This is a genomic window from Filimonas zeae (assembly GCF_014641615.1).
Taxonomy (GTDB): Bacteria; Bacteroidota; Bacteroidia; order Chitinophagales; family Chitinophagaceae; genus Filimonas; species Filimonas zeae.
The window spans coordinates 1,071,405-1,095,537 of sequence record NZ_BMIB01000003.1; the positions used below are offsets into that span (position 1 = coordinate 1,071,405).

Annotated in this window: 24 protein-coding genes; 6 read left to right on the plus strand and 18 right to left on the minus strand. The window is 46.2% G+C overall.

What is annotated here, in order from left to right:
* Window positions 1-10 precede the first annotated feature (10 nt).
* The 3 genes from IEY13_RS17420 to IEY13_RS17430 form a co-directional block, all read right to left on the minus strand.
* Window positions 11-2,380, minus strand: coding sequence for a TonB-dependent receptor (locus tag IEY13_RS17420; RefSeq protein WP_229687902.1), 2,370 nt, complete (start codon window positions 2,378-2,380; stop codon window positions 11-13).
* A 106-nt stretch (window positions 2,381-2,486) separates the two neighbouring features.
* Complete coding sequence (locus IEY13_RS17425) at window positions 2,487-3,224, minus strand: LytR/AlgR family response regulator transcription factor (protein WP_188954428.1); 738 nt, start codon at window positions 3,222-3,224, stop codon at window positions 2,487-2,489.
* Window positions 3,202-4,236: a sensor histidine kinase gene (locus IEY13_RS17430; RefSeq protein WP_188954430.1), complete on the minus strand. Its 1,035-nt coding sequence runs from the start codon at window positions 4,234-4,236 to the stop codon at window positions 3,202-3,204. Before IEY13_RS17430 ends, IEY13_RS17425 begins: the two co-directional genes overlap by 23 nt.
* Before the next feature lie 160 nt (window positions 4,237-4,396).
* Here IEY13_RS17430 and IEY13_RS17435 point away from each other — a divergent pair, with 160 nt between their 5' ends.
* Window positions 4,397-5,005, plus strand: coding sequence for a hypothetical protein (locus IEY13_RS17435; protein WP_188954433.1), 609 nt, complete (start codon window positions 4,397-4,399; stop codon window positions 5,003-5,005).
* 126 nt (window positions 5,006-5,131) lie between these two features.
* Entirely contained in the window at window positions 5,132-5,476 is a 345-nt protein-coding gene (locus tag IEY13_RS17440; RefSeq protein ID WP_188954435.1) for a TfoX/Sxy family protein, read from the plus strand.
* Window positions 5,477-5,504: 28 nt separating this feature from the next.
* On the opposite strand, the gene IEY13_RS17445 is transcribed toward IEY13_RS17440, so the two are convergent.
* Both IEY13_RS17445 and IEY13_RS17450 read right to left on the minus strand, forming a co-directional pair.
* Window positions 5,505-6,119 (minus strand): pyridoxamine 5'-phosphate oxidase family protein, encoded by a 615-nt coding sequence (locus tag IEY13_RS17445; protein WP_188954437.1) that lies wholly within the window; start codon window positions 6,117-6,119, stop codon window positions 5,505-5,507.
* A gap of 22 nt (window positions 6,120-6,141) precedes the next feature.
* The gene (locus tag IEY13_RS17450) at window positions 6,142-6,438 is read right to left on the minus strand and encodes a hypothetical protein (protein ID WP_188954439.1); all 297 of its coding nucleotides are present in this window, start codon (window positions 6,436-6,438) and stop codon (window positions 6,142-6,144) included.
* 109 nt (window positions 6,439-6,547) lie between these two features.
* On the opposite strand from IEY13_RS17450, the gene IEY13_RS17455 reads away from it, so the two are divergent.
* The gene (locus tag IEY13_RS17455) at window positions 6,548-7,357 is read left to right on the plus strand and encodes a DUF6193 family natural product biosynthesis protein (RefSeq protein ID WP_188954441.1); all 810 of its coding nucleotides are present in this window, start codon (window positions 6,548-6,550) and stop codon (window positions 7,355-7,357) included.
* A gap of 32 nt (window positions 7,358-7,389) precedes the next feature.
* On the opposite strand, the gene IEY13_RS17460 is transcribed toward IEY13_RS17455, so the two are convergent.
* The 6 genes from IEY13_RS17460 to IEY13_RS17485 form a co-directional block, all read right to left on the minus strand.
* On the minus strand, window positions 7,390-7,533 hold the full coding sequence (locus IEY13_RS17460; protein ID WP_229687903.1) for a helix-turn-helix transcriptional regulator: 144 nt from the start codon (window positions 7,531-7,533) through the stop codon (window positions 7,390-7,392).
* A gap of 107 nt (window positions 7,534-7,640) precedes the next feature.
* Entirely contained in the window at window positions 7,641-8,063 is a 423-nt protein-coding gene (locus IEY13_RS17465) for an ankyrin repeat domain-containing protein (RefSeq protein ID WP_188954443.1), read from the minus strand.
* A 22-nt stretch (window positions 8,064-8,085) separates the two neighbouring features.
* Entirely contained in the window at window positions 8,086-8,994 is a 909-nt protein-coding gene (locus tag IEY13_RS17470; protein WP_188954445.1) for a helix-turn-helix domain-containing protein, read from the minus strand.
* Between the two features lie 13 nt (window positions 8,995-9,007).
* Window positions 9,008-9,352 (minus strand): DoxX family protein, encoded by a 345-nt coding sequence (locus IEY13_RS17475; protein WP_188954447.1) that lies wholly within the window; start codon window positions 9,350-9,352, stop codon window positions 9,008-9,010.
* A gap of 11 nt (window positions 9,353-9,363) precedes the next feature.
* Window positions 9,364-10,155 (minus strand): SDR family oxidoreductase, encoded by a 792-nt coding sequence (locus IEY13_RS17480; protein ID WP_188954449.1) that lies wholly within the window; start codon window positions 10,153-10,155, stop codon window positions 9,364-9,366.
* A gap of 869 nt (window positions 10,156-11,024) precedes the next feature.
* A complete protein-coding gene (locus IEY13_RS17485; RefSeq protein ID WP_188954451.1) occupies window positions 11,025-11,996 on the minus strand; it encodes a GlxA family transcriptional regulator in 972 nt (323 codons plus the stop codon).
* A gap of 113 nt (window positions 11,997-12,109) precedes the next feature.
* Here IEY13_RS17485 and IEY13_RS17490 point away from each other — a divergent pair, with 113 nt between their 5' ends.
* On the plus strand, window positions 12,110-12,556 hold the full coding sequence (locus IEY13_RS17490; protein WP_188954453.1) for an SRPBCC family protein: 447 nt from the start codon (window positions 12,110-12,112) through the stop codon (window positions 12,554-12,556).
* 109 nt (window positions 12,557-12,665) lie between these two features.
* On the opposite strand, the gene IEY13_RS17495 is transcribed toward IEY13_RS17490, so the two are convergent.
* On the minus strand, window positions 12,666-12,980 hold the full coding sequence (locus IEY13_RS17495) for a hypothetical protein (RefSeq protein WP_188954455.1): 315 nt from the start codon (window positions 12,978-12,980) through the stop codon (window positions 12,666-12,668).
* A gap of 240 nt (window positions 12,981-13,220) precedes the next feature.
* Here IEY13_RS17495 and IEY13_RS17500 point away from each other — a divergent pair, with 240 nt between their 5' ends.
* A complete protein-coding gene (locus IEY13_RS17500) occupies window positions 13,221-14,639 on the plus strand; it encodes a DNA/RNA non-specific endonuclease (RefSeq protein ID WP_188954457.1) in 1,419 nt (472 codons plus the stop codon).
* Window positions 14,640-14,674: 35 nt separating this feature from the next.
* On the opposite strand, the gene IEY13_RS17505 is transcribed toward IEY13_RS17500, so the two are convergent.
* Window positions 14,675-15,802 carry a hypothetical protein gene (locus IEY13_RS17505; RefSeq protein WP_188954459.1) on the minus strand — a complete coding sequence of 376 codons (1,128 nt, stop codon included), beginning with the start codon at window positions 15,800-15,802 and terminating at the stop codon, window positions 14,675-14,677.
* A gap of 142 nt (window positions 15,803-15,944) precedes the next feature.
* On the opposite strand from IEY13_RS17505, the gene IEY13_RS17510 reads away from it, so the two are divergent.
* Window positions 15,945-16,550, plus strand: a complete 606-nt coding sequence (locus IEY13_RS17510) for a class I SAM-dependent methyltransferase (protein WP_188954461.1) — start codon at window positions 15,945-15,947, stop codon at window positions 16,548-16,550.
* Here IEY13_RS17510 and IEY13_RS17515 read toward each other — a convergent pair.
* The 5 genes from IEY13_RS17515 to IEY13_RS17535 are packed head-to-tail and all read right to left on the minus strand — an operon-like array spanning window position 16,507 to window position 24,125.
* On the minus strand, window positions 16,507-17,868 hold the full coding sequence (locus IEY13_RS17515; protein WP_188954463.1) for an MATE family efflux transporter: 1,362 nt from the start codon (window positions 17,866-17,868) through the stop codon (window positions 16,507-16,509). The two genes, IEY13_RS17510 and IEY13_RS17515, sit on opposite strands and share 44 nt — an antisense overlap.
* Window positions 17,861-19,285 (minus strand): DUF3526 domain-containing protein, encoded by a 1,425-nt coding sequence (locus IEY13_RS17520; protein ID WP_188954465.1) that lies wholly within the window; start codon window positions 19,283-19,285, stop codon window positions 17,861-17,863. Before IEY13_RS17520 ends, IEY13_RS17515 begins: the two co-directional genes overlap by 8 nt.
* A 6-nt stretch (window positions 19,286-19,291) precedes the next feature.
* Window positions 19,292-20,722: an ABC transporter permease gene (locus IEY13_RS17525; RefSeq protein WP_188954467.1), complete on the minus strand. Its 1,431-nt coding sequence runs from the start codon at window positions 20,720-20,722 to the stop codon at window positions 19,292-19,294.
* A complete protein-coding gene (locus IEY13_RS17530) occupies window positions 20,719-22,905 on the minus strand; it encodes an outer membrane beta-barrel protein (RefSeq protein WP_188954469.1) in 2,187 nt (728 codons plus the stop codon). Before IEY13_RS17530 ends, IEY13_RS17525 begins: the two co-directional genes overlap by 4 nt.
* 35 nt (window positions 22,906-22,940) lie before the next feature.
* Window positions 22,941-24,125 carry a DUF4374 domain-containing protein gene (locus IEY13_RS17535; protein ID WP_188954471.1) on the minus strand — a complete coding sequence of 395 codons (1,185 nt, stop codon included), beginning with the start codon at window positions 24,123-24,125 and terminating at the stop codon, window positions 22,941-22,943.
* Between the last annotated feature and the right edge of the window lie 8 nt (window positions 24,126-24,133).

The following is a 24,133-nucleotide window of genomic DNA, read 5'->3' on the forward strand; positions in this document are numbered from 1 at the left end:
ATGCTGTTTTTTAAAATTGAAGTCTGTATAAAATATCGGGAAAGAAGCCTATCTGATTGACGGCCCCTACCTTCCTGGTTACCTGGTTGTATCGTTGCACAAAAATGTTTTCGTTATTGGTCACATTCTGCAAATCCAGATAAATGGTGTGTGAGCGGTGTTTACCGGGGTTGTTTAAGCGGAAGCCAAAGCGGGTATCTAAGCGGAAATAGCTTTTCAGCTGTTCGCTGTTATACCGGGTTTCATCCAATACTTCTTTTTGTAAGGCAATAGACCGGTCAAGATCAACCGGTGTGTAGTAACGCCCACCGCTACGGCTGCATTTAATATCTATGGTAAAGGAGTTATGGCCCTGATAGCCTATTTTCCACTCACGGCCAACGAGTACGTTCAATACATTTTTGTTATTGAAAGTGGAATTGCGTTCTATCTGGTCGCTGCCTTTGTATTTGGCATCAAACAGAGAGCCGGTAGCCAGCAAATAAAACCCACGGCTGAAAAACTTTTCTACGGTAAGCTCAACCCCTCTGTTACTGGCGGTGCCTTTGTTTACCAGTCCCGCTTTTTCCGGAAACGTAAAGTCGGCGCCGCTGTTGAGTACAGAAAAGCCCGTAGGTATTTGTTCCACCGGTGCGTTTGAAACAGACTGGTAATAAGCTTCCGCTTTCAGTCGCCAGTCGCGGGCAAAACTCCAGTCGTACCCCAGCACATAATGATGCGCTTTTGTAAAGCCCAGTTCGCGGTTCTGTTGGTTATAGCTGCCATCGGGCTGCCGTTCCTGATACATATATACAGGCAGGGGTTGCTGCTTGTGGTGCAGGCCGTAACTGAATGTGATGCTCTTATTGCCGGCTATGGCATAGTTTACCGAGGCGCGGGGCTCCAGCGCACTGCTGCTGTTAAGCGCGTAGTAAATGCCATGCAGACCGGTATTAAGCGATAGCTTTTCTGTAAACCGGTATTTGCCCTGTACAAAAGGTTGTAACAGCCACGAATGCCCGTTATAATCACGTATGGTTTCCCAGTCAGGTCTGCCGTCTCTGGTTCTTAGAAAAGTATTCAGACCAATCTGTTCTGCCAGCAGGCCACCCCGCACAGTAAAACGATTGTTCATTTTGCTGTTGATGAAAGAACTGACACGCAGGCCGGTGTTGGTTGTAGATTGTTCCGTTAAATACGTTCGCTCATGGGCACCTTCATAGTAGCGGTAAGTATCGCCCTCGCTTTTTACGTGGGAATACGACACTACGGTGCGCAGGTAGCTGTTACGTCCTATATCCAGCGTATGTTTTACACCTATGAGTCCAATACGCGATTTAAAATAACTGTCTTCATTTTTATTGGCGAACAAATCAGTAGAGTCTATATCCGCTCCTATAAAATCAATACCACTGGTGGCACCCAGGCCAAAGATGCTGAACCTGCCCAGCTTAGATTTGGCAAAGTTGAAGTGAAAGGTAAAATCCTGATAACGGGGTACTGCCGAGGTACCTACATCCAGGCCCAGGGATTGCCCTATCTGCGCAAACGAATAACGGTATCCTACCAGAAAAGAACTGCCGTTTTTATTCCTGCTCAGAGGCCCTTCCAGCATAGCTTCCAAACCACTGAACATATTCAGCTGAATGGTTTTTTCCAGCTTGTCTTTATTACCATTGCGTAACGATATATCGAATACCGCACCGGTAGCGTTACCAAACTCTGCGGGAAAAGCACCGGTATAAAAATCAGAATTCTTCAGTGCATTGGTATTTAACGCACTTACTGCGCTACCGGTAGTACCCAGCGTGGAAAAGTGATTGGGGCTGGGGATAGGCACGCCTTCCATACGCCAGAGTACTGCGGTGGGCGAATTGCCCCGTACCACAATATCGTTACGGGAATCGTTGGTAGTGGCTACCCCCGCAAAGTTACTGGCCAGACGCGCAGGATCGTTCCGGCCACCGGCATATCGTGTAACCTCCTCCATGCTGAATGAACGGGCGCTGCTGCCGGCAAATTCATTGGCTGCCATGCCTTTTCGCGTGCGTGAGGTTACCGTAACACCATTCAGTGCACTGATGGCCTCATCCAGCGGCACATCCAACACCACCTGTTTGCCTGCGGTTACCAGTACTTCGGGAATAGTGATAGTTTTATATCCTACTATACTAAAACTAAGCTGATGCCTGCCCAGTGGCACGGCAGGCAGGCTGTAGCGCCCCAGAGAATCTGTTTTGGTGCCGAGGCTTGTGCCGGGTATGAGCACAGATACATTTACCAGCGGACGTTCCGAAGCTTTATCGGTAATAACCCCTTTTACGGTTTGTACCGGCTGCTGCGCATATAGCATAGTCAGAGCCGGCAGGCTGATGCAGAGAACAGCAATGATCCTTTTCATATTGTAATTGATGTTGGATGCTAAAATTGCTGCTTCTGCAGTAGCGTAAAAAACAGAGTATACCAATGACCTCAACTGTGCGACGTATAGGGCAACTGTGGCGACTTTATCCTTTCAGATTCCGGGATTCGATGAGGGTAAACAATTCCGTACGGTGCGAATCGCTCACAGGTATAATATGCTGCCCTATATAAATGCGGTTTTTGCGGATAGAACTGATTTTATCGATGGCTATAATAAACGATTTGTGCACCCTGTTAAAACGGGCAGCTGGCAGGCGCTCTGCAATGGCTTTCATAGAAAGGCGCGTAATTACAGGGGTATCTGAGCCTGTAACAAATATTTTGATATAATCTTTCAGCCCCTCAATATAACACACCTGATCTACCTCAATGCGCATCAGATCATACCCCACGTTTACGAAAAAGTAGTCTGAGGCTACCGGTAATGCGGGTACGGGAGCAGCCTGCGTTTGCTGTAAAGCATGCACGGCCGCTGCTTTGTTTACCGCTTTTAAAAAACGTTCAAATGCAACAGGCTTTACCAGGTAATCCAACACATCCAGCTCAAAGCCTTCCAGCGCATATTTTTTATAGGCAGTAACAAAAATAATCATGGGTTTGCTGGCCATACCCGACAAACCCTGTACAAACTGTGTTCCGCTGATGCCGCCCATTTGAATATCCAGAAACACAAGGTCTATCTGCTCCTTATGCATAATCTCCATGGCTTCATAAGCACTGCTGCAAAGCCCGGCCAGTTGCAGAAAAGGAATGCGGCGGATATTATCTTCCAGCAATTCCAGCGATAGTAATTCATCATCAACAGCCAGGCATCTGATCATGTAATTGTAGTTTTAAGGTAGCCTTATAGTACACCCCGCTTTTATCCACACTCACCTGATGTTTGCCAGGGTACAGCAGCTTCAGCCGCCGCTGCAGATTTACCAGACCAATGCCCGGGGTTTTATCTTTAATAGCTATGGTGTGTGGATTGTATTTGTTCTTTACCGTTAAGGTAAGCCAGTTGCGGGTAATATCCAGCTGCATATCAATTTCCGGCTCTTCAATATCGCCAATGCCGTGTTTAAAAGCATTTTCAATCAAAGGAATCAGCAGCATAGGCTCTATACAGGAGTTTTGCCGCGCCGGGTTGTGCACATTAAACAGTATGCTTACCTTATGACCAAAGCGTAGCGTCTGCAGGTCTATATAACTCTGGATATAGTTAATCTCATTGGCCAGGTGTACTTTTTCCTGATCAGAATCGTACAGCATATAATGCATCAGATTGCTCAGTTCCATCAGCGCCGGTTCCAGCTTGTCACTTTTTTTACGGGCCAGCGCCACCATGCTGTTGAGCGTATTGAACATAAAATGGGGGCTTACCTGCGAGCGGAGAAAAGACAATTCCATGGCCATGCCTTCGCGCAGCTTCCGGTCTTCCTTCATTACATCCATAATAAACCGATAAGCCGTACCGGTACCCATTACAAACACCACAATAAAAAATTTCACCACAATATGTGCCCATATTACGGGCACGGGAATATCGGTTAATAAATAGCTGGCCAGCCCGGTGGCCAGGGCAATGAGCAAGCTGATAGATAAGGTGAGTATCAGATAAATACTTAACCTGCGTTTTAACAGAAAGCGTGGGTACAAAAAATAAGCGCTGGCATAACAGGCAACCGTAGTAAGCGATGTCATAAGAAAAGCCGGCACATTGTAGAAATTGGGAGCCGCCGCCGTACCCGCATCTTTCAGCGGCATCACAAAAATGGCTACCATCATTATTAACGATGTAAACAGTACGTGCAACAGTATGTTTACCAATTGCCTGGAAGATATGCGCATATTCCTGCAAAAATAGCATATTCAACCCGGTGCGGAAAATACCCTGCAAAACAGCCCACCCGTGCGACGAGTGGGCTGAGTGTGCCGATGTAATCCAGACAATCCCTCGCGAAAGGTGCAAGTGTTTGTATTTACGCAATCCACTTTTTATCTTTATGGTATGGACTCTCCTTATACTTATACCCCAAGCCCTGAGTTTATCAATAGCCTGGAATTTGATTATGTGGAAACCTATTCTTTTCAAAGAGGAATAGAATATGAGGATAATCAGATAATTCTTAGAAAAGAATTTAATCTGCTGAAGGCCGAAAGTTCGGACGGAATGACACTTACTCCCGAATATAAAGCCCGGTTAGAGGAACTAAATAAACGTTTAAATTATACTCAATACCTGTTAGATGAAAATGGCAAATTCCACCAGTCAGCCCAGAAAACAAGCACCATTTCGTCAAACGATGAAAAGCTTATGACTATTAAAGCTATTCTACAGACAGAAGTAATAACGGTACCGAGATTTCTATGCGCACCTTTTTATCGGGATGCCATAGTATTTTATGATAAAGGAGGACAAATAGTATCGGCTTTAAATATCTGCCTGAGCTGTTATTATATGGAAACAGAGCCATTTAGTAATATAAACAGCGATGTTGTCACTTATCAGCTAATAACCAACTTTTTGGTGAAGCAAAGGCACGAAGTGCCATTGATAGACAGAAAAAATATAGACGAATACACCCGTTTGATGACGCAAAATCGCCCGTTAATTTAGAATACGCATAACGTTAAACCATCTGGCGTGACAAAAATAAGCGCAGGAAAAGAGTAGTTCTCTGCGGGCATTAGTATATTGAGCATACTAAAACTTCAGCTAGTTTATCTATTAAAATACGCAAACATGGCATACGACATACATCTGGCTGATAGAATACGGGAGTATCTGATTACCGTACCCGGCCTTCAGATAGAAGAAAAAGAAATGTTCCGGGGCCTCACCTTTATGATAAATGGAAAAATGTGCGTAAGTGTAAGTGGAGACGAAATGATGGTACGATTTGACCCTGCCCTTCAGGATGTTTTTGCAGAAAAAAGTGGTTTCCGCGTTATGCAGATGAAAAACAGAGAATACAAAGGGTATGGATATATAAGCCCGGATGCCATACGTAATAAAAAGGACTTCGTATTCTGGATAAAACAGTGTCTGGAATTTAATCCCCGGGCAAAAGCCAGCAAACGTAAGTGACTGATTAGTGTTTTACTCCTTGCTATTATTAACCAGTACGCAATTGCTCCTGTAGCTTTTTTATCTCTGCCTCCAATTGTAAAATGTATTCGCTTTGTGATGCGAAAGCTTTGTCTACTTCTTCGCGGGTATACCGGGGCGTAATGTGTTGTGGGCAATTCCAGTCGTAGGCATCTACATCAAATACCATCATTCTTTCCGGGCGCGACTGATACTCCTCCATATCAAGCTGCGCATAAAGTGCAGGATCATCGTTGAGTTCTACTACCCTGGCGCTGGCATACAGTTTAAATCTTGTTCTTGTTGGATAATCTATCATAATCAGCGCCACATGGTTGTTGGTTGCCAGATTGCCCACTGTTATATATTGCGCATTTCCTTTGTAATCAACAATGCCCAGTCGTTTTTTGTCCAGTACTTTAATAAAGCCTTTGGGGCCGCCCCGGTGTTGTATATAAGGGTAGCCATTCTCACCAATAGTGGCCATATAAAAACTATCCCTGGCCGCAATAAACCCCACCTCATTTTCCGTAAGGCCATCTACATAACTCCTTTGCTCCATCCGTGCATAGCTTTTACGGCTGCCCAGTTTCTCCTGCATTTCCCTTACCGCATCTGTAAATGCCAGTGATGCATAATTCATTGCCTTAAAAATTTTTGTTCTGTTATTGCCGATCTCCGGCTTCTTTTTCAGCATCCACCGTACCTGATTTCCTTATAATTTCTGACAAATCCGGTTGTTGGGCTAAAACGTCATTCCATAGTGAATCGCCGCACTCATCAGCGATTACTACCTTATCAGATATTGGTTCATCAGCTTTTTGTTCCACTCGCTCTGTGGAAGACTGCTGCTTTTTTCGATTAGGCGCTTTGTTATCCTGAATACTCATAAAAACAGTTTTAGTAATAAACACACTTATTCCCATCAAATCTCCCATCAATAATTTAACCAGTAAAATCATTTAAATAATCGATGGTATAAATATTATTATAGCTCTGGCGTAAAGAAATTCCCATATCAGTTTATTTACCAATAAATTGCGCTGGCGCATCTAAACTTAACAGCACTAAATGGGACTCTTTTCCTTTTTCAAAAAGCAAAAAAATGATACCCCACAACCATCCCCTTACCCGGACATTACAGAGGCGGGTGGAATAACTCCGGCATTGGATAATGCGTTGCAAAACATTCAATCAGCTTATCGGTGCGTTCCGGAAGAACTTGTTATGCATCTGGCTATGCCAATGGCCATTGCCAGTTACGGCAACAGATTTGTGCAGGTATACATGAAACGGGAAAGAAGGCTTTACCTGTTTGAGTTTTGGCAGAACGGGTTATGCCTTGCGGAGGGATACATAAGCCACCTGGTTCCTGTTGCACAGACTATTGACCTCTGGCTGAGTAGCGAATGCAGCCCAGACGATCTGGTTGATCAGTTTCCCTTTATTGCGCCCTATGATAATTCCACTTTTAAAGAGGCTGCTAAACAGGTAGAAAAAAGGTGGGATTTTTATTGTTCGGATGGAGAATTTCCGGAACTGCAAACTTTCTTTCACCTGGCGGCACAGGATGAAGTCCTTAGTCAGTTGTGCCCCTATACAAGTCTGTACACCTTACGTTTCAGCAGATGTGCCGAATTTCCTTTTGATAGCGAAGGAATGCCCGATGTTACCCCCAAAGCTTATGAAAATTACGCCTTTTCTTTAGAGAAGAGTAAAGCACAGGCAATTACCCTTCCCCCCGATGAGGGTGAGATATTTGTAGTTATTATAAACCGTACTCAATATGTAGGGGAAGGAAATGCTACAACCGCTCTGCAACTGGTGAAGAGTCTATTGCCTCCGGGTATAAAACCTATCAGGAAGCATGGCCAGCAATAATGCTTTATAATAACTTGAGGCTAATTAAACCACTAATGCAGCCATTTATTGGTATTGGCAACCTTCAGGGCCTCAGCCTTGCTATTTACCGCCTGCTTCTGATAAATATTCTTAATGTGGCTGCGTACGGTTTCTTTGCTAATGAACAAGTCCAGTGCTATTCTGGAGTAGCTCACAATTCTGGAATGCTCATGCTACAAAGGTATCTGAAACATAAGGCCAGTTCAATACCGCAGAATGGGTGAATTTTAGGGCTAGCGGCTTCTTTCAAGTTAAAAAAGTTTTACTTCCAAAACTGCCACCACCTTCTCTTTTCGGCAGATTCTTTTAACCCGGCTTCTCCGGTGTCTTCTGCCGGAAGCGGTTGATTTATCATACCATTAAAAATGGAAAAGCAAGCGTGGTCAAAATTATGATTTGTAAGGATCTTACCCTCGTAGTCTGCTAACAACTGATCAATTTCGGTTAGGCCAAAATCTCTTGCCCTCCATTGGGGAGTTACACCATCGGCGGAAATAACATTAGGATTCGCCCCGGCTTCCAGTAAAAGTTTCACAAAATCAATATCTCCTCTGAATACAGCCCAATGTAAAGGGGTATGTCCGTTATTGTCAAGTTCATCCAGGTTTGTATTTAACCCGATAAGTTGCATTGCATAGTCGTAATCAGATTCCAATGCAGCTTTATGTATTTGATACTTTTCCATTTAATATTATGGGCAAGCCCTCTTAACCAAACGCCGCCCGAAACTCCTGCGGGCTTTGGCTGGTTTTGCTTTTGAATAGTTTGCTGAACGACTGGGAATGCTCAAACCCCAGCTCATAGGCAATTTCGCTGATGCTCAATTCCGTAGTACTTAGCTTTTCTTTGGCCTTTTCAATCAGCTTTTCGTGAATGTGCTGTTGTGTGCTTAACCCGGTTAATTGTTTCAATAAACTACCCAGGTATTTGGCAGAAATATTCAGCTGGTCTGCAATGTACTGCACGGAAGGCAGGCCTCTGGAAATCAAATCTTCCTGGTTAAAGTAACCGGTAAGAACCTCCTCTACCCGGCTGAGTATTTTGCTGTTGGTAATTTTGCGGGTAATAAACTGGCGCTCGTAAAACCGCTTTGCATAGGTAAACAACAGTTCCAGCTGTGCCACAATTACTTCCTGGCTGAATTTGTCAATATTGGCATAGTATTCATTTCTGATATTGTCTGCAATACCGTTGATAATGTTTTCCTCTTTGTCTGACAGAAAGAGGGCTTCATTGGCTGCATAACCAAAAAATTCATACTGCCTTATCTTTTTGGCCAGTGAGGTATTCCATAAAAAATCAGGATGAATAAACAGCATCCAACCTTCCAGCTGTACAGGCACCCCGCTATCTTCTCCGCGCAGTATCTGACCGGGTGCCGTAAAGCCCATCAACCCCTCATCAAAATCGTATTTCTGCTGGCCGTATAAAAGACCATCGCATCCCCTTTTCAACGATACCACATAAAAGTCGAACGTAACGGCGCGTATGTCCGGATCATCTTTCATCCCCTTCAAATCAATAATACCAATTAACGGATGCTGCGGTTTGGGCAGGCCCAGTAGCCGGTGTACCTCCGTTATCGACTGTATTCTGTATGGTGTGCTATGGGCCATTGCTTAAAGGTAATTAAAATTTAAAGGGATACTTTAGCCATATCAGCAGCAGTGGCAGACATAGAAAAGGAATTTCAATCAGCGCTGTTTTTACATTACCTGCCCGTAAGCTAAAAGCCATAATCAGCAGAATGATAACCGCATTCAACACATTGGCCACAAAAAACGTTTGCGGAAAAAGCAGCAACAGGCCAACGGCAATGGACAGCGCCCCTACCACAGGCACAAAGCTTTTGGTAATTCCCAGATCAGCCATCATTTTAGCCTGCTGCGGCGTAGGTGGCTGAAAAGCATCCCAACCATGTTTCAGACTCAGAAATGCCGATACCAGCAATAATACAATGCTTACTATTTTCATAAGTAATTAGTTTAGCGGTTAAGAGATGGCTGTGCGTACATTTGCTGCGCCCCCATTTTACCTGCAAAGGAAAGCATAGCACCGGGAAAAAACCTTATTACATACCTGAGTACCTTAAAAAGGCCGGGGTAAATTTCGTAAGTATCCTTTTTCATGCCTTTAAGGGCTTGATCTATAATCTTATCCGCTGGCATCAGCATTTTCGGGTTAAAACCATCCACCTCTTTAAACTGATCATTCAAAGGTGTGGGCGAGCCGGGTGCCACCAGTTCAAACACCTTTACTCCTGTGTTTTTTAACTGTACGCGTAAGGCCTGGGTAAAGAAGCGTAGCCCCGCTTTACTGGCGCTATACACCGGCGTTAGTGGCATGGGCATAAGCGCAATACCGGAGGTTACATTGAGTATGGCTGCATTTTTTTGTCGTTTGAGGTGTGGCAGAAACTGCTCCGTCATGCGTATAGGGCCCATGAGGTTAATCTCTATTTCGCGGGTAAGGTCTGTAGCCTGCTCCGGCTGCTGCATAATCAGCTTACGCATTTCTCCTGCATTGTTAATGAGTATGTTTAATGCAGGAAACTGATGGGTAACCTGCCGGTACAGGCGGGCAATATCTTCCGGGTTTCTTACATCACTTTGTATAATATGTACTGCCGGCAGTTTCTGCCGGGTTTCTCTCAGCTTTTCGGCATTGCGGCCGGTAATGATTACGGTGTTGCCCAGCGCAATAAACCGGGCGGCAAACCCATAACCGAAACCACTGGTGCCGCCGGTAATGAGGATAGTGTTGTTTTGAAGATGCATGATGAATGATTTTGATAGCACAAAAATCGGTGGCTGCCGGAGGACGGATGTAGGCGAAAGGCGGAATATTGTAGTGAAAAGGGAGTATTCAGAATGGCTTTTGTAAGTAAAACAGAAAGAACTGCTTTTACTCCGTTACGGGTGGTGTGTAGCGATTGTTCAGGAAGAGTGAACTTTGCAGAGGCAAAGATGTTTCTTCAGTAGCTGTTTGCAATACTGCGGGTGTCACCCGATGGCCGTACAGGAGTTTCGGGTAGCAAAATTGTTAGCGTAGCCAGCTGTCCGCCTGCTATACATACAACAAGCGTTTGCAAAATGCTGAACGTACAACACATTTGTATAGTTGTACAACACAGCCAGGGAGTACTTTCTTTCTGCTATGCAACACTTACATGGGGTTGCGCTTGTTGTACCGCGCGCTCCGGGTGTACTATACAACCCTTTGTACAGTACATACACGGGGTTGTGCTTGTTGTACCGCGCACTCCGGGTGGACTATACAAGCCCTTGTACAGTACATACACGGGGTTGTGCTTGTTGTACCGCGCACTCCGGGTGGACTATACAAGCCCTTGTACAGTACATACATGGGGTTGCGCTTGTTGTACCGCGCACTCCGGGTGGACTATACAAGCCCTTGTACAGTACATACACAGGGTTGCGCTTGTTGTACCGCGCACTCCGGGTGGACTATACAAGCCCTTGTACAGTACATACACAGGGTTGCGCTTGTTGTACCGCGCACTCCGGGTGGACTATACAAGCCCTTGTACAGTACATACACAGGGTTGCGCCTGTTGTACCGCGCACTCCGGGTGGACTATACAAATGCCATGTATGTAGCACAAATACCCGCGTCAGCTACCCGCTCAGGGCCTATGATACTTCATCCGGTAATCCAGAGGCGGCACCCCTGTAACGCGTTTAAACACTTCCCTGAAGGCTTTTACATCAGTATATCCCACATCGTACATTACCTCGGCAATAGTTTTGCGGCTGGTTTCAAATGCTTTTTTGGCGGCCTCTACCTTAACGCGCTGTGCGTATTCTATAGGGGTATTGCCAGTGGCTTTAATAAACCGCCGGTCAAAGTTGCGCCTGCCAACGGCAAAGCGGGATGCCAGCGCTTCAATGGAAATCATATCCCGGAAATGGGTTTCTATGTAGTCCTGCGCCTGTTTTATTACTTCATCCGCATGCTCCTTCTGCCCTTTAAAAATAATAAAAGGCTGCTGGCTGTGTCTGTCTATTTCAATCTGAAACACTTTGGAGCAGAAAATGGCAGTTTCGCGGTCAAAGTATTTCTCTACCAGGTAAATAATCAGGTGGAGAAAGCTATAGGCGCCGCCATTGGTATAAATGCCACTCTCGTCCGTTATCAGCTTATCTTTCTGCACATCCACTTCCGGATACAGATTACCAAACGTGCCGGCAAAGGCCCAGTGGGTGCTGCAGGTTTTACCATTCAATAACCCGGTTGCTGCCAGCAAAAATGCACCGGTACACACACTGGCCAGTTCTGCCCCGTTGGCATACTGCACTTTCAGCCATTCTATTACCGGTTGGTTGCCCGCTAAAGCGGCCTTATAGTTGTGATTGAGAGAGGGAATAATAACCAGGTGAGTTTGGGCTATATCTGCAATATGTACGTGTGGCTTTACTGAAAACAGGCCCCCATGAAAATCCACGCTGGGCGATATGCCAGCCAACTGAATATGATACGGTGTGCAATGCCGGTTTTCCTTCCAATAGCTGTTTGCCCGGGTGAGTATTTTATATGCACCGGCTATGCTGCTGATATTATTTTCGCCATCGGGTACCAGAATGGTAATATGCTTCATAATACCTTTAAAGATAGCGCAATATGGCTGTCCATATAGCCCCCTCATATTGTCTATATGGTACTGTGTATGCTAAGATAGTTACCGGTAAGTTTGACAAAAAAATAGCACTTATGGCAAATATCTTACACAGAATAGGCGTAAAAACATCCTCTGCAGAGCAGGTGTATGCGGCACTAACCAGCCGTAACGGGCTTGCCGGCTGGTGGACGAATAACACTACCGGTGAAGGCAATGCAGTGGGCAACACCATTCAATTTCGTTTTGGAGCAGGCGGTTTTGATATGAAAGTAATTGAATTGCAGGCACCCGTACTGGTTGTATGGGAAGTGGTGGATGGCCCGGAAGAATGGCAGGGAACTAAGATACGGTTTGAGCTAAAACCAGACGGTGAATATGTGATAGTGCTTTTTAGCCACCTGAACTGGCAAACGCCCAATGAGTTTATGCACCACTGCAGCACCAAATGGGCTATTTTTCTGATGAGCCTGAAGCAACTGGTAGAAACAGGCGAGGGAAATCCTGATCCTTACGATATAAAAATAGACAACTGGAACTAGGAAACCTTTGAGGAAAAGCTACCGACAGGCAGGCTTTATGTACAATATGCCCTGAAAATCTGCGCCGGCAGGTTTCAGGGCATGTTAAAATATTATACAGGTATTTTATCTAGCAAGCCCGCTCAAACATGGGGTTAGCTGCCAGTAACTGGTCTATTTTATCTATACTTCCCGCGTTTCTGCGAAACACGATGCGGGAGTGGTTATGCACATCTTTCTGAAGCAGAAAATGTCCCAGATCGCTGTTAACATCCACAATCATTTCATTGTTTTTCCACAGTTCACATATGTTACTGATGGTAGGCCGTACACTACTGAGGGCGTTAAATACGTTACTTAATATGCCATCACTCTCCGTGCCTTTGTAAAATTCAATTAACGCTTCGCCTGAATTATACGCTTTTCTGTAGTAGTATTTATGCATGCTGTTACCGTTTTTTGAGGTGGTAAAAGTAGCAGGCTTTGCTTTGAAATGAAAATATGCAGCACACAGAATATCACCATTTTATCCAGCCCCCTGAGATAAAGGAGTGGATAAAATGTGAATTCCCTTTATTGTATATAACCCCATCTGGCTATTTATAACGGCTCAAAAGGCATCAAACATGCAATTTTTGATTATCTTAATTTTTATTACTATTTTTTGAACAGCAAACCTCCTTAAATGAAAACAGCCCAACAACAACCTATTCAGCAGCAACAGGGAATTGCCGGCAAAACGGGTTACTCCATTAATCCTGTACAACTATTGAAAGAGAAATCTGCACACACTGCCGTTGCTGTAACGGGCTATAATCCCCTGCAACTTCTTGCAACACAATTAACATATAGCAGCAGGCAGTCTGCTTCAGCTAATGACAACTCCGTTTTACAACGGAAAGTGAGCGATCTCACCCTGACTCCTGACAGCAATGAAGACACCATACTTGAAGTACTAAAAAAGAAGCCCTTTAAGGGCGTGTATGCGCTGCCGAACGAATTTAAAAAAGTACCGCGGAAAGGATCAGCACAATTTGACCGCGCCCGGATGGCTACCGCCACACTCAGTGCGCAAAGCAGTACCAAAAGGGGAAGTGCCACTGGAGATTATAAAGATGTGGGAGCACTGGCACGTTGGGAAAAGCTGGCATCAAGCCACGATTTATCGGAAAAAACCATAGACACCGGACACCTTATTGCCGATGAATTTTTTGACGATGATCAGAAGGCCGAAGCGTACGAAGCCGCTAACCTGGCCCCTCAGAATGCGCAGTTTAATGAAGAAGCATACCGGAGAGATGTGGAGGTGCCGGCCTCTGCGTGGCTGGCAGAGGGGTACACAGTAAAAGCCAATATTGCACTGGATTACGCAGATGACAAACTAAAGTTTCCCATTGATGTTCTTGTAGAAAGGGGGGCATTAACGGTGTTGAATTTACCTGAACATAACAGGAACCTGACAAAGGGGGTATTGGTAACAGTGCCCAGGAGAATGCCTACAAACTGGAACCCTAAAGTAGAAATTGATGCTTCGGTGCCCCAAATTAAACCGAAAGCAAGTAAAAAAAGGAAAAGGAGCGATAAAACTACGGCTGTTCCTGTGGCAGCAGTAGTTCCACATAATGTGAACAGGGAGTATTTTACCAGTAAGGTGCCTTTTAGCGGGCATACGATAACGCATAACAGCAAATTAATAGACCGTACTTACAAACAGGGACATAATGCCGAAGACCCTCGTGGTATCAGAAACCCGGCAAGAATAGGATCTGATCCGGAAAGTGGCAACTATACCTCGCGGCAAAAGGAACGCGCAAAAAAGACCATAGCAAGAAGCAGGAGAATGAAAATACTGGAGCAGGCGCAAACTGTAATAGCGGAAAACCCTCCCTCCAAAATAAGGAAACTGGATGATAACGCTTTACTCGGTAAGATAACATTGCTGATACTAAACCAGCCGGCAGACACACCTATCAAAACTATTATTAAAAAAGTAAAAGCCGAGTTTGAGAGTGCAGGGTTTACAAAATATGACCTGGGCGATTTTGGAGATACAATGGAAGAAGTTTTTTCAGAAGACGAAGATCCTGATAACACTACATTATAGGCCAGGCATTACAGTGTTTTTGTGTAAATACAGGATTATTTAATGCTTATACTATAGATACCAGCGAATTCCTTCGTTGGTGGTATACTCACCCCTATCAAACGGTAACCGCTCTCCGTACGCAGGAAATCAAAATGATTCTGCACCGTATTACCATCAATAGTATAACTGTATACCAGCTGCATAACAGGATACCTCCATTCTTTTGCGTTGCCACAGTTATCAAAATACTGCTGCCATTCAGGCCCTTCATATAAATACGGGTTCAGCCGCTCTTTAAAAACAGATAATTGGGCAGGATGGCTGTTTGCCTTTTGTAACGCAGTCTGCAGTACTGCAAAATTTTTACTTATAAAAGCAACCCGTTCCGTTTTTTCCCAACCATCTGCACCAAACCAAACAATGCTATCCTGCGCTGTAGCAGTCAGGCGCGCCTGGTTCAGGCCGGGCATTAAACTGTCTGCAAACCAGGCATTAAATTCCTGCTCATAGTCCAGAAAAGAGTAATACAACCCATCAGTTGCTTTGAAATTCTTTCTCCTTTTATCCGTGGAAGGCGTGCGGTGCTTTTGCAGAGAATAAAAATTGAGTGTATGGCCGCTGGTAAATGCTGCGATCAGTACGTTATTTAATGTATCCAGCAATACTTCTCTGCCCCCCTTCCACGAAAAGTGTTCATGCGCATGTTTGGTAGCATCATTATCCCAGTATTCCTTTTTTGCATCCATCAAACCCGACAACATACCGTTTTTTACGTTTGACAAGGCATTGTACTGTGCAGGCACAGCCACCTGTCCTCTGCTGTTGAACAATCCGGCACGGTCTGTTTTTTTATCATGAAAGCGGATAAAGCCTTCACATTCACAATCAGACGTGTTGTCATATATATACAAACTGTCTGTTCCGGTAATGCGCCCGCTTTTAGTAAGATAGTAGCTGTTCCACATGCCTTTGGTTTCTACAGTAACGGCTATAATATCATCAAACCGGTGGGCATAGGTTAAGCCGGAAAACTGAGGCGTTATCATTACATTGCCCCTGGCATCTTTATAACCAGTAAGAGAAGAATCGCCGTTGTAATACATATACCAGGTATTGCTATGCTGTGCTGTAAGCGAACTGATGCATAATGCAGACAAAAGAGCGGAGAATAGTATTTTCATAGATGCGGGATTCGTTAAGTTAAAACAGAAGGTTAAAAATAGCCCCTTTTTTAGCATCGCTTTTGTTAAAAAGCACACACAAATATGCAACAACATTGTACCAAACACTTACATTTATGTAGCATAAGCACTCCTCTACCACATGCAAGCGAATGAAACCCACTGGACAAAACACAATGTACTTACCGGCCTGCAAACGATGCCCCCGGCAGAAACCTTGCTGCAGGCATTAGCTTTATGGGAGGGCCAACAAAAAACGCCGGGCCATGCGCTTGACCTGGGCAGCGGTGCGGGCATAGATACGGCCGCATTACTGCAACGGGGCTGGCAGGTTACGGCTGTAGACAAAGATGCAGGTAGCCTGGCCCTGTTACAGCAGCGTTTGGCAGGCGCACCGGTGCAGGTGCTGCACAGCAGTTTTGAAAACATGCAACTGCCGGCAAACAACTGGCAACTGATTAATGCCAGCTTTTCGCTACCGTTCTGTACCGGTGCTGCCTTTGCCCGCACCTGGCAGCAGATAGTGCAGGCATTGCAGCCAGGTGGTTATTTCTGTGGCCATTTTTTTGGTGTAAACGATTCATGGAAAGAAAGACCGGATGTAACCACACATTCCCGCCGGGAGGTAGATGCGCTGCTGAGCGGGTTTGAAATAACATGGCAGCGGGAGATTGAAAAAGAGGCACCGGCAGCAAACGGCAAAATTAAGCACTGGCATATTTTTGCTGTTTGCGCAAAGCGCCTGTAAAGGCATAACGGGCAAGAAGCCATACCGCACCACTATACAATACATTTTCTGCAAACAAACCGTAAAATACCCCCGCATACCCCCACTGTGCGGTAGCTGTATAAATAAGCGGAAGAAACAACAATACCTCCCGGGTGCCGGTAATGGCCGTAGCAGTTTTACGCTGGCCGGTAGCCTGCAATAACACAATACCGGTAGAGGCAAAGGGCATCAGCGGCAATACCAGCAACACCAGGCGAAAACACCATAGCGGTGCCTGTTGCAGCGTAGCCTTATCCAGCAACAACAGCAACAGTTGCTGCGGCCACAGTAAACCCGGTATAGCAGTAATTACCATTAATACTACCAGGCCGGTACAAAACACGCTTTTTGCCTTTTTTACCCGTGTATAATTACCTGCTCCGTAACTGGCCCCCAGCACAGGTTGCAATGCCTGCAACACGCCCATAGCAGGTATAGCTGCAAACGAGAACAAACGGTATACTGCTGCAAAAAAAGTAAACTGCTGAATGTTAGCCGCGGTTAACATTACCAGCCTGAACAGTACAAACTGCCGTAAAAGGCCATTCAGCTGCATAAGCAGGGCGGGCAGGCCGGTTAGTAATATCTCCTTCATAGCATGCCATTGCAAACGGATATTTGTAATAGCAGCCGGATGCAAACGCAGGAACAAGCGCAATGTTAACAGCATGTATACACTCATGGAAATGACAGATGCTACAGCAGCGCCCCCCGTACCCATTCCCAGCCACTGTATCAGCAAAGGATGCAGCACCAGATTAAGCAACACGGTAACACCTGTAATAACCATTACCTTTTTAAACTGCCCGCCTGCGCGCAACAGGCCGGAAATGCATAACCCCATTACGGAAGGAAAACAACCGGCACAGCTGATTTTGTAAAACAGGGTTGCGTGCTGCAATACATCTGCCCTGCCGCCTGAACTATACAACACCGGCTTTGCCGCAACGCACCCCAGCAATGCCAGGCAGGCTGCTGCAACAACGGCCATACACAGCAGCTGGTACAGTAATACACGCCCATATACCCCATGCTCTAACCGCCCCAGCTGACGGCTGTACAATAAAGCAGCACCGGATGATAACATACTGGTTACGGCGCTGTTTAACACCAGTAACGGCAACGCCAGGGTAACCCCTGCAAAAGCAGCCTGCCCCACCAGCCGCGAAACAAAAAAGGCATCCATTAAACCGTTAAGGGCTATAAGCAGCATACCGGCAATACCTGGTAAAGACAGCTTTACCAGCAGTGTACGCAGGTTACCCTGCAGCAGCAGGGCGGTGTTATGGTTACGCATGTGTAAGCTTTTTTTCCTGCAACTGATAAAGGGCAACAACTACACAAGCGCCTGCCATCAGCAACATCTGCAGCAGGCGACCAGCCACCCAACCTGGTTGCACCTGCATTACCGGTGGTTCAAATACAGGTATACGGGCATAGTCTGCTGCGTTCATATACCGGTTTTGAAACAGGGCATTATTGGCAAACCAGAACACCTGCCGGTGAAAGGCTGCCACCTGTTGCTGAAAAGCCAGCCCCGCCTGCACATCGGTACCTGCCAAATGGTTCAACAACAAAAACGTATTGGCGGCCGGGCTTATAAACAGCAACCGTTCAGTACGCTGTGCCCTGTTGCGTATGGCCTGGTACCAGGCAGCAACCTGCTGTTGCGCCTCTCTATCGGTATTATATAAAAACGCAGAATACCCCTGAAAATAATAGAAGGCCGGCCGTGTACTATCAGCAGGTATAAGGTGCGGGTAATACTGGTAAAACTGATTCAGCGCCTGCTGCATGGCCGTACTGCTTTCTTCCATATTACGGCTGCGCATAAGCGTAGAGAGCGATAGTGAAGAAGCGCCCCTTAACTTACTTTGCGCCTGTATAGTTACAGGTACTACTACCACCAGCAGCACCCATACCCCCAGTGATAACATAGCATTAAGCGCCGAAGAACGGTTAAAGGAAACAATAAGCAACAGCAGCGCATGCCACAGCAAACAATAAACGCAAACAATAAACATCCACAACACAGCACTCATACCCAGCAACGGTATAGGTGCGGTTAAAAAGGCCGCCAGCGAAAGTATTGCCACTACCGCGCAAGCTAACAGCCATCTGAAGGAAAACTTAACAAGCACCACGCTACCAGGCGGGTAACGCCCCATCCGCAACAGTGGCAGTATACCAGCCTCTTTTTCAGCAGACAACACATCAAAACACAGGGCTATAATAAGCAATGGTAACAGATATACAAGTACAAAAGCCAGATCAAAATTACCGGCCTTCAGTTGAAAGGGATTGGCTATTTCGCCTTTAAGGGTTTGTATATACAGGCTTTGGGCATTGAGCAGGTAATAAGGAGCCGTTACATCCAGCTGCCCCAGCGCCAGCGAGGCCAGGGGCAACGGCTTACGTGCGGCAAGAAAATGGAAGCTAAACCGTACCAGTGAAGGAAGGGCAGCTGTTTCGTACCGGTACTTTCCGGCAGGCTGCAAGGTGTCTGCCTGCAGTGCAGCTACATGTGCCAACTGCGTTTGCCGTATAGAATCGGCCACGGCTTGCCGCCTGCTGTTTTCTCTGGCTATTTCCGCATGCCCATAGCTGATGCTATAGCCGCCAATAACTATAAAAAACAACACACCCCATACCTGCAGGCGGTTTCTGCCAAACAAAATACATTCATGCATAAAAACGGCGAAGGTGCTGCGCATGCTACTTTACAATTTTGTGTGATTGCCAGAGCTTACCACTCCCAGCAGAATGATAAACCAGATAAGGAAGGAACAAGCCCCTGTGGCATAAGGCCGGAGCGCAACGGCAACCGACGGCGGTGTGTAACTAAAAGGCCTTACGTTGTTAAACACCGTTGCGCTGGCTTTATAATCCCAATCGCCCAATACAGAATGATCCTTCATATCGCCGTTCATCTGCTGTACAAAATATCTGCGGTAAGCTTCTGCCTGTTGCTGAAAATGCAGATGGCTGTAATAATCAGTTCCGCATAAAGCCATAGATAGCTGATGCACCGCCAGATAAGGGTTAATGATGCCTGCCCATTGTGTAAACCGGTTCTGTAATGCCAGTGTGTGCTGCAAACGGGCAAAATGCACATCATATACCTTACTGCTATACTCCTCTCCCGCCTGCATAACATACCCTTCAAAATTAAAAGGCAGTTTGCTGATGGTATCTACCCCGTACTGTTGCAACAGCTGCTTTCTCAATGCCAGTGCACGTGCATTCTGGGGGTTATGGCCATCAATGCCCTGGATAATATCGGCACGTATGGCAGCCGCAAACTCATATTTATCAGGCAGTGGGTACAGGTTATTACCGGCGCTGGCCGCCCATTTGGGCAGCAGAATAGTACTTACCATCCATAGCAGCAACAGGCTTAATACAGCGGTTCTGCCATTGCCTGCATGGGCAGATACCAGCAGAGACAAGGCAACACACAAAGCCAGATAACCTGTATATAACAGTACCAGCAGCAGCACCCTTGCCGCCATTGGCTGTGCAGTGGGTATAAACAAACAGGCCCCGGCCAGCAGCAGTATGCAGGGCAGCAATAACAGCAGTATTAATACCATGCGCCCGGCAAACTTGCCGGTAAACAGCAGTGTAAACGATACACCCTGGCTGTACAGCAGTTTAAGATTGCCCGATTCCCGCTCGGCCGTAAAGGCATTAAAGCAACTGAACACAATCATCAATGGAAACAACCATTGCAGCAACAAAGCCATAGACAGCCCGCCAAACCGGGCGGTACCATCCTGTTCTTCCGAAGGCTTAAACGAAAACTCATTTTGTTTATGCGGCTCCAGATACACTACTTTACCGGTATAGGCATTCAACCCCTGATCAAACAAACTGAGCGCTGTAAGCGGCATTACTGCAAAATTGCCAAAGTGTGCGGCTATATGCGGATGTTTGGGATGCTGCTGTAACCATTGCTGCCTGAACTGCTGTGCAGCCGCCTCCCGCTCCTGCGCTTCCTGCCGGTACTGTTGTATACCGGTTAGCGCGGCAGCCAGCAGCAACAGGCTAAGTACTATAGCAGCTGCGCGAAAAGTATTATCGCGCCACACCGTAATCATTTCTTTGTGCGCAAGGGCTTTGAGCGGATATAATTTTTGTAATGCCATCATAGTCTTTTTTGTTCATCGGTAAGGCGGTTTTGTACGCCGTTTACTTTACCACCCAGCCGGTATACCGCAGTTATAAAAACACGGCGGGTATCGGAAATAAAATGGTAGTTATAAAAAGAAAGATCGCTGACGGAATAGCCCTTAAAACGGTTGGTATGAAATGCATCTGAAAAGGACAATTTGAGATCGAACCGGTTTTTGAGAAAAGACTTTTTAATACCACCATCCAGCATACCGTAACTGCTGGTAAAGAATATACCGGTAAGCTCGCCACTGCTGTATCTGCCATTCAGTTCCAGCACTATGCCTGCCGGCAGCGTAAACACCTGGTTTAGCCCCAGGGCCAGTGCTATTCTGCTTTTTTGCAGCGCACCACGCTTCTGCATTACCGGGTAAGCTGTGTAACTGGGATTGGCCGTGGCAGTAAGGTTCCAGAAAGTTGCAACGCGCAGGGGGGCCAGCAAAAGCAAATCCCACCGGTTCTGGTGGCTGAAATTGGCGTTTTGGCGGGCTACGGTGCCAGTAACATTGTCTGTAACTACTGTTTGGGAAATAAAATGGTTAAGCCGGTTATAACTGAGTGTTGCGGTGTATTTATTCATAAGCGTATACGACAAGGCAAACAACCAGGTTAGTTCTGGCCGTAGCGTGGGGTTGCCGGTATAGTAAGAATATTTATCTGCATACCACCTTACCGGATTCAGCTCTGCATAGGAAGGCCGGTTAATGCGGCGACTGAGCGAAAATGACAGGGAATGCCGGTTATGGAATGGCTGCTCCACCGAAAAGGAAGGAAAGAGATTGGTATAATTACGCTCCGTGGTAATACCTGCGTGTATGGCCTGCCCCTTTGTATAAGTATGCTCCACACGTACACCCATTGCAATAGCAGTTTTGCCAAATGAACGTTCTGCAGAAGCATAGGCTGCCGATATACGTTCGGTATACTGAAAATAGTCGCTAAGGCTTTCGGCAGGTGTATAAGCATGGTTCAGCAACGAATCGTACCGGAACTGATTGTCTATAGCAACTGCCGCGTGTTTTACCCCCGCCTTAAAGTGTGCAACCGGCATTGGCCAGTCTGCATCGGCCTTTACCGAACGTATTTTAATATAACTGGGTTGCCTGAACCGCAGCTCCTGATATACATCATCCGGCATGCCATTACTGTTGTAAGACTGATTGGCCAGAAAACCATCTGAATGGTTGCGGTAAGAAATATAATCAGCGTCAACACTTATTTTTTTGCCCGTTGTATCGTATTTGTAAGCATAGTTCAGGTTAAAGGCATTGTTGTAGTACGGCTCTATGGCTACACTTCTGTTTTCAATAGTTTGTATGGTTTTACCGCCGCTGCTCAGCAACGTTGTGGCGCCGGCATCTTTACTCCAGTCGTCCAGCGAACCGTTGTATAAAAACCCTAATTGGTGCTTATTACTGATATACCAGTCCGCCCCTGCCTTATAGGTATAAAACCTGCTTAACCAGGGTTCCAGCGATAGCCGGCTTAGATATACCGTGTCCGTATCAGTTTCAAAGGAATTGCCAGCGCTGCGGGTATTAAACGTTTTGCGCTGGTTGTAGCCGAGTGTACCAAAGAAATTCATCTTTTGCAAACGCAGATTACCTGTTATCTGCTGGTTATGCAACAGGTAATGCCCTGCGCCCAGTGAACTGCTCAGCTGAACAGCATACCCTGGCCGGTTACTTTTTTTAGTAATAATATTGATAACACCAGCATTGCCTGCCGCATCAAACTCTGCACCCGGCATGGTAATAATTTCAATACTGGCAATATTTTCAGCAGGCATGCCCTTTAATACGTTTGCCAGCTGCTGCGCGCTCATGTATGTCATTTTTCCATCCAGCAGTACGTTTACACCTCCGGCACCCTTCAGCAGAATATGATCGTTCTGATCTACGCTTATGCCAGGTGCCCGTTGCAGCACATCAAACGCAGAGCTGCCTGCCGCAGCAGTGCTTTTATCTACGTTTAACACCAGTTTTCCTTTTTTAGCTTCCAGCAACCGCCGCCCGGCAGTAACCTTTACGCCCTGTAACGTATCGCCAGTCATTTCCTGTGCCTGCACGGTGCTACAGGCTGCAACACCACCTGACAGTAGTATTGCAGCCGTATATACCGCCTGCGTAAAAGTTCTTTTGCAAACAAATCCAATGCACATAGTTGCTACCATTGTTTCAATAACCTTACAACAGATTAATTCACTTTATCAAACCCGGTGCACATGCCTGCGCTCAGGGTTATTTTGCGGGCTACGCTGCCATCAGCCACGTTATAAGTATAAATGCTGTTTTCTTTATCGGACGATACCACAAAACTTACCGTAGCGGCATCAAACGCACGCATAATGGAAGTGGAAGAGCCATATATTTTTGGCAGACTGGCACTCAGATCGCCCAGTGAGGTTTTACCTGCCAGATCTATCCGGTAATAGCGGAAGTTGGGGCCTTTGGTTTCATAGGCATCTGTAGCATCTTCTATACGGGTGGTAAATGCCTGGTTGTTGAGGATATATAAACCGGAGCAATCTTTACCGGTAGCGGCTTTAAGATTGAAAAAATAATCAGCATCGAAACTGGTGGCTCCTTTGCGTATACGAAGGATGCCGCTGGGAGCTGCACCCGACCCCTGCCCCTGTATGTACAAATCCCCGGCTGCATCGGTAGCAAAACCACTTACAGAAGAACCTGCCAGGAATATATTACTGGTGCGCGCATCTGCCAGCAGTTTTTCCGTTTTGCCGGCGGCCAGATCAATTACGCCCACAAAAGCAGAATCTGCAAGGGGGTTAAAGCTGGCATTGAAATACTGTATGCCCAGAAACAGCTTGCCATCTCTCGCCTTCATACCCAGATAATACACAGAGGCAGCGCCAGGTTTGGCAAAAGCCGAGAGATTGATTTCGCCGGTGGTTTGCAGCGCAGTGGGGTTAAACTTTACAATTCTGGCCAGCCCGCCGCCTACAGAGGCATAGGCTTCTGTTTTGCTTACAAACTCCACCGAAGAAAAAGTGTTGGCCCCCGGCACCACCAGTTTACCGGCTACTACTGCTTTGCCCGTAGCATCGAAGGTGTATTTGGTAATAGTAGCAGGTGCACCAAAAGAAGTAAGGTATACTGCATCATCATATGTCCACTGCGAAGCAAAGTTGGGCGATTCAGCAGCATTGGCATTGCTGAGCTGGCTGATGTTAAGATTGGCCAGCCCCTGTACATAAGTGGTTTGGCTGGGGTAAGCCCCTGCTACATTGGAAACAGCATAATGTACTTCGCCGGTAACAGTGGAAGTGCTGTTGTTTTTGGAGCAGGAAGCCATGGCTACCGCTATCATCAGCGCCAGGGATACAGGATGTTTGCGAAAACGCATAAAAGAGTAATACATGATTGTAT

Bases quoted from the DNA above. Each gene is read 5' to 3' on its own strand.
- IEY13_RS17420 (WP_229687902.1), bottom strand. From the start codon at position 2,380: ATGAAAAGGATCATTGCTGTTCTCTGCATCAGCCTGCCGGCTCTGACT.
- IEY13_RS17425 (WP_188954428.1), bottom strand. From the start codon at position 3,224: ATGATCAGATGCCTGGCTGTTGATGATGAATTACTATCGCTGGAATTG.
- IEY13_RS17430 (WP_188954430.1), bottom strand. From the start codon at position 4,236: ATGCGCATATCTTCCAGGCAATTGGTAAACATACTGTTGCACGTACTG.
- IEY13_RS17435 (WP_188954433.1), top strand. From the start codon at position 4,397: ATGGACTCTCCTTATACTTATACCCCAAGCCCTGAGTTTATCAATAGC.
- IEY13_RS17440 (WP_188954435.1), top strand. From the start codon at position 5,132: ATGGCATACGACATACATCTGGCTGATAGAATACGGGAGTATCTGATT.
- IEY13_RS17445 (WP_188954437.1), bottom strand. From the start codon at position 6,119: ATGAATTATGCATCACTGGCATTTACAGATGCGGTAAGGGAAATGCAG.
- IEY13_RS17450 (WP_188954439.1), bottom strand. From the start codon at position 6,438: ATGATTTTACTGGTTAAATTATTGATGGGAGATTTGATGGGAATAAGT.
- IEY13_RS17455 (WP_188954441.1), top strand. From the start codon at position 6,548: ATGGGACTCTTTTCCTTTTTCAAAAAGCAAAAAAATGATACCCCACAA.
- IEY13_RS17465 (WP_188954443.1), bottom strand. From the start codon at position 8,063: ATGGAAAAGTATCAAATACATAAAGCTGCATTGGAATCTGATTACGAC.
- IEY13_RS17470 (WP_188954445.1), bottom strand. From the start codon at position 8,994: ATGGCCCATAGCACACCATACAGAATACAGTCGATAACGGAGGTACAC.
- IEY13_RS17475 (WP_188954447.1), bottom strand. From the start codon at position 9,352: ATGAAAATAGTAAGCATTGTATTATTGCTGGTATCGGCATTTCTGAGT.
- IEY13_RS17480 (WP_188954449.1), bottom strand. From the start codon at position 10,155: ATGCATCTTCAAAACAACACTATCCTCATTACCGGCGGCACCAGTGGT.
- IEY13_RS17485 (WP_188954451.1), bottom strand. From the start codon at position 11,996: ATGAAGCATATTACCATTCTGGTACCCGATGGCGAAAATAATATCAGC.
- IEY13_RS17490 (WP_188954453.1), top strand. From the start codon at position 12,110: ATGGCAAATATCTTACACAGAATAGGCGTAAAAACATCCTCTGCAGAG.
- IEY13_RS17495 (WP_188954455.1), bottom strand. From the start codon at position 12,980: ATGCATAAATACTACTACAGAAAAGCGTATAATTCAGGCGAAGCGTTA.
- IEY13_RS17500 (WP_188954457.1), top strand. From the start codon at position 13,221: ATGAAAACAGCCCAACAACAACCTATTCAGCAGCAACAGGGAATTGCC.
- IEY13_RS17505 (WP_188954459.1), bottom strand. From the start codon at position 15,802: ATGAAAATACTATTCTCCGCTCTTTTGTCTGCATTATGCATCAGTTCG.
- IEY13_RS17510 (WP_188954461.1), top strand. From the start codon at position 15,945: ATGCAAGCGAATGAAACCCACTGGACAAAACACAATGTACTTACCGGC.
- IEY13_RS17515 (WP_188954463.1), bottom strand. From the start codon at position 17,868: ATGCGTAACCATAACACCGCCCTGCTGCTGCAGGGTAACCTGCGTACA.
- IEY13_RS17520 (WP_188954465.1), bottom strand. From the start codon at position 19,285: ATGCGCAGCACCTTCGCCGTTTTTATGCATGAATGTATTTTGTTTGGC.
- IEY13_RS17525 (WP_188954467.1), bottom strand. From the start codon at position 20,722: ATGATGGCATTACAAAAATTATATCCGCTCAAAGCCCTTGCGCACAAA.
- IEY13_RS17530 (WP_188954469.1), bottom strand. From the start codon at position 22,905: ATGTGCATTGGATTTGTTTGCAAAAGAACTTTTACGCAGGCGGTATAT.
- IEY13_RS17535 (WP_188954471.1), bottom strand. From the start codon at position 24,125: ATGTATTACTCTTTTATGCGTTTTCGCAAACATCCTGTATCCCTGGCG.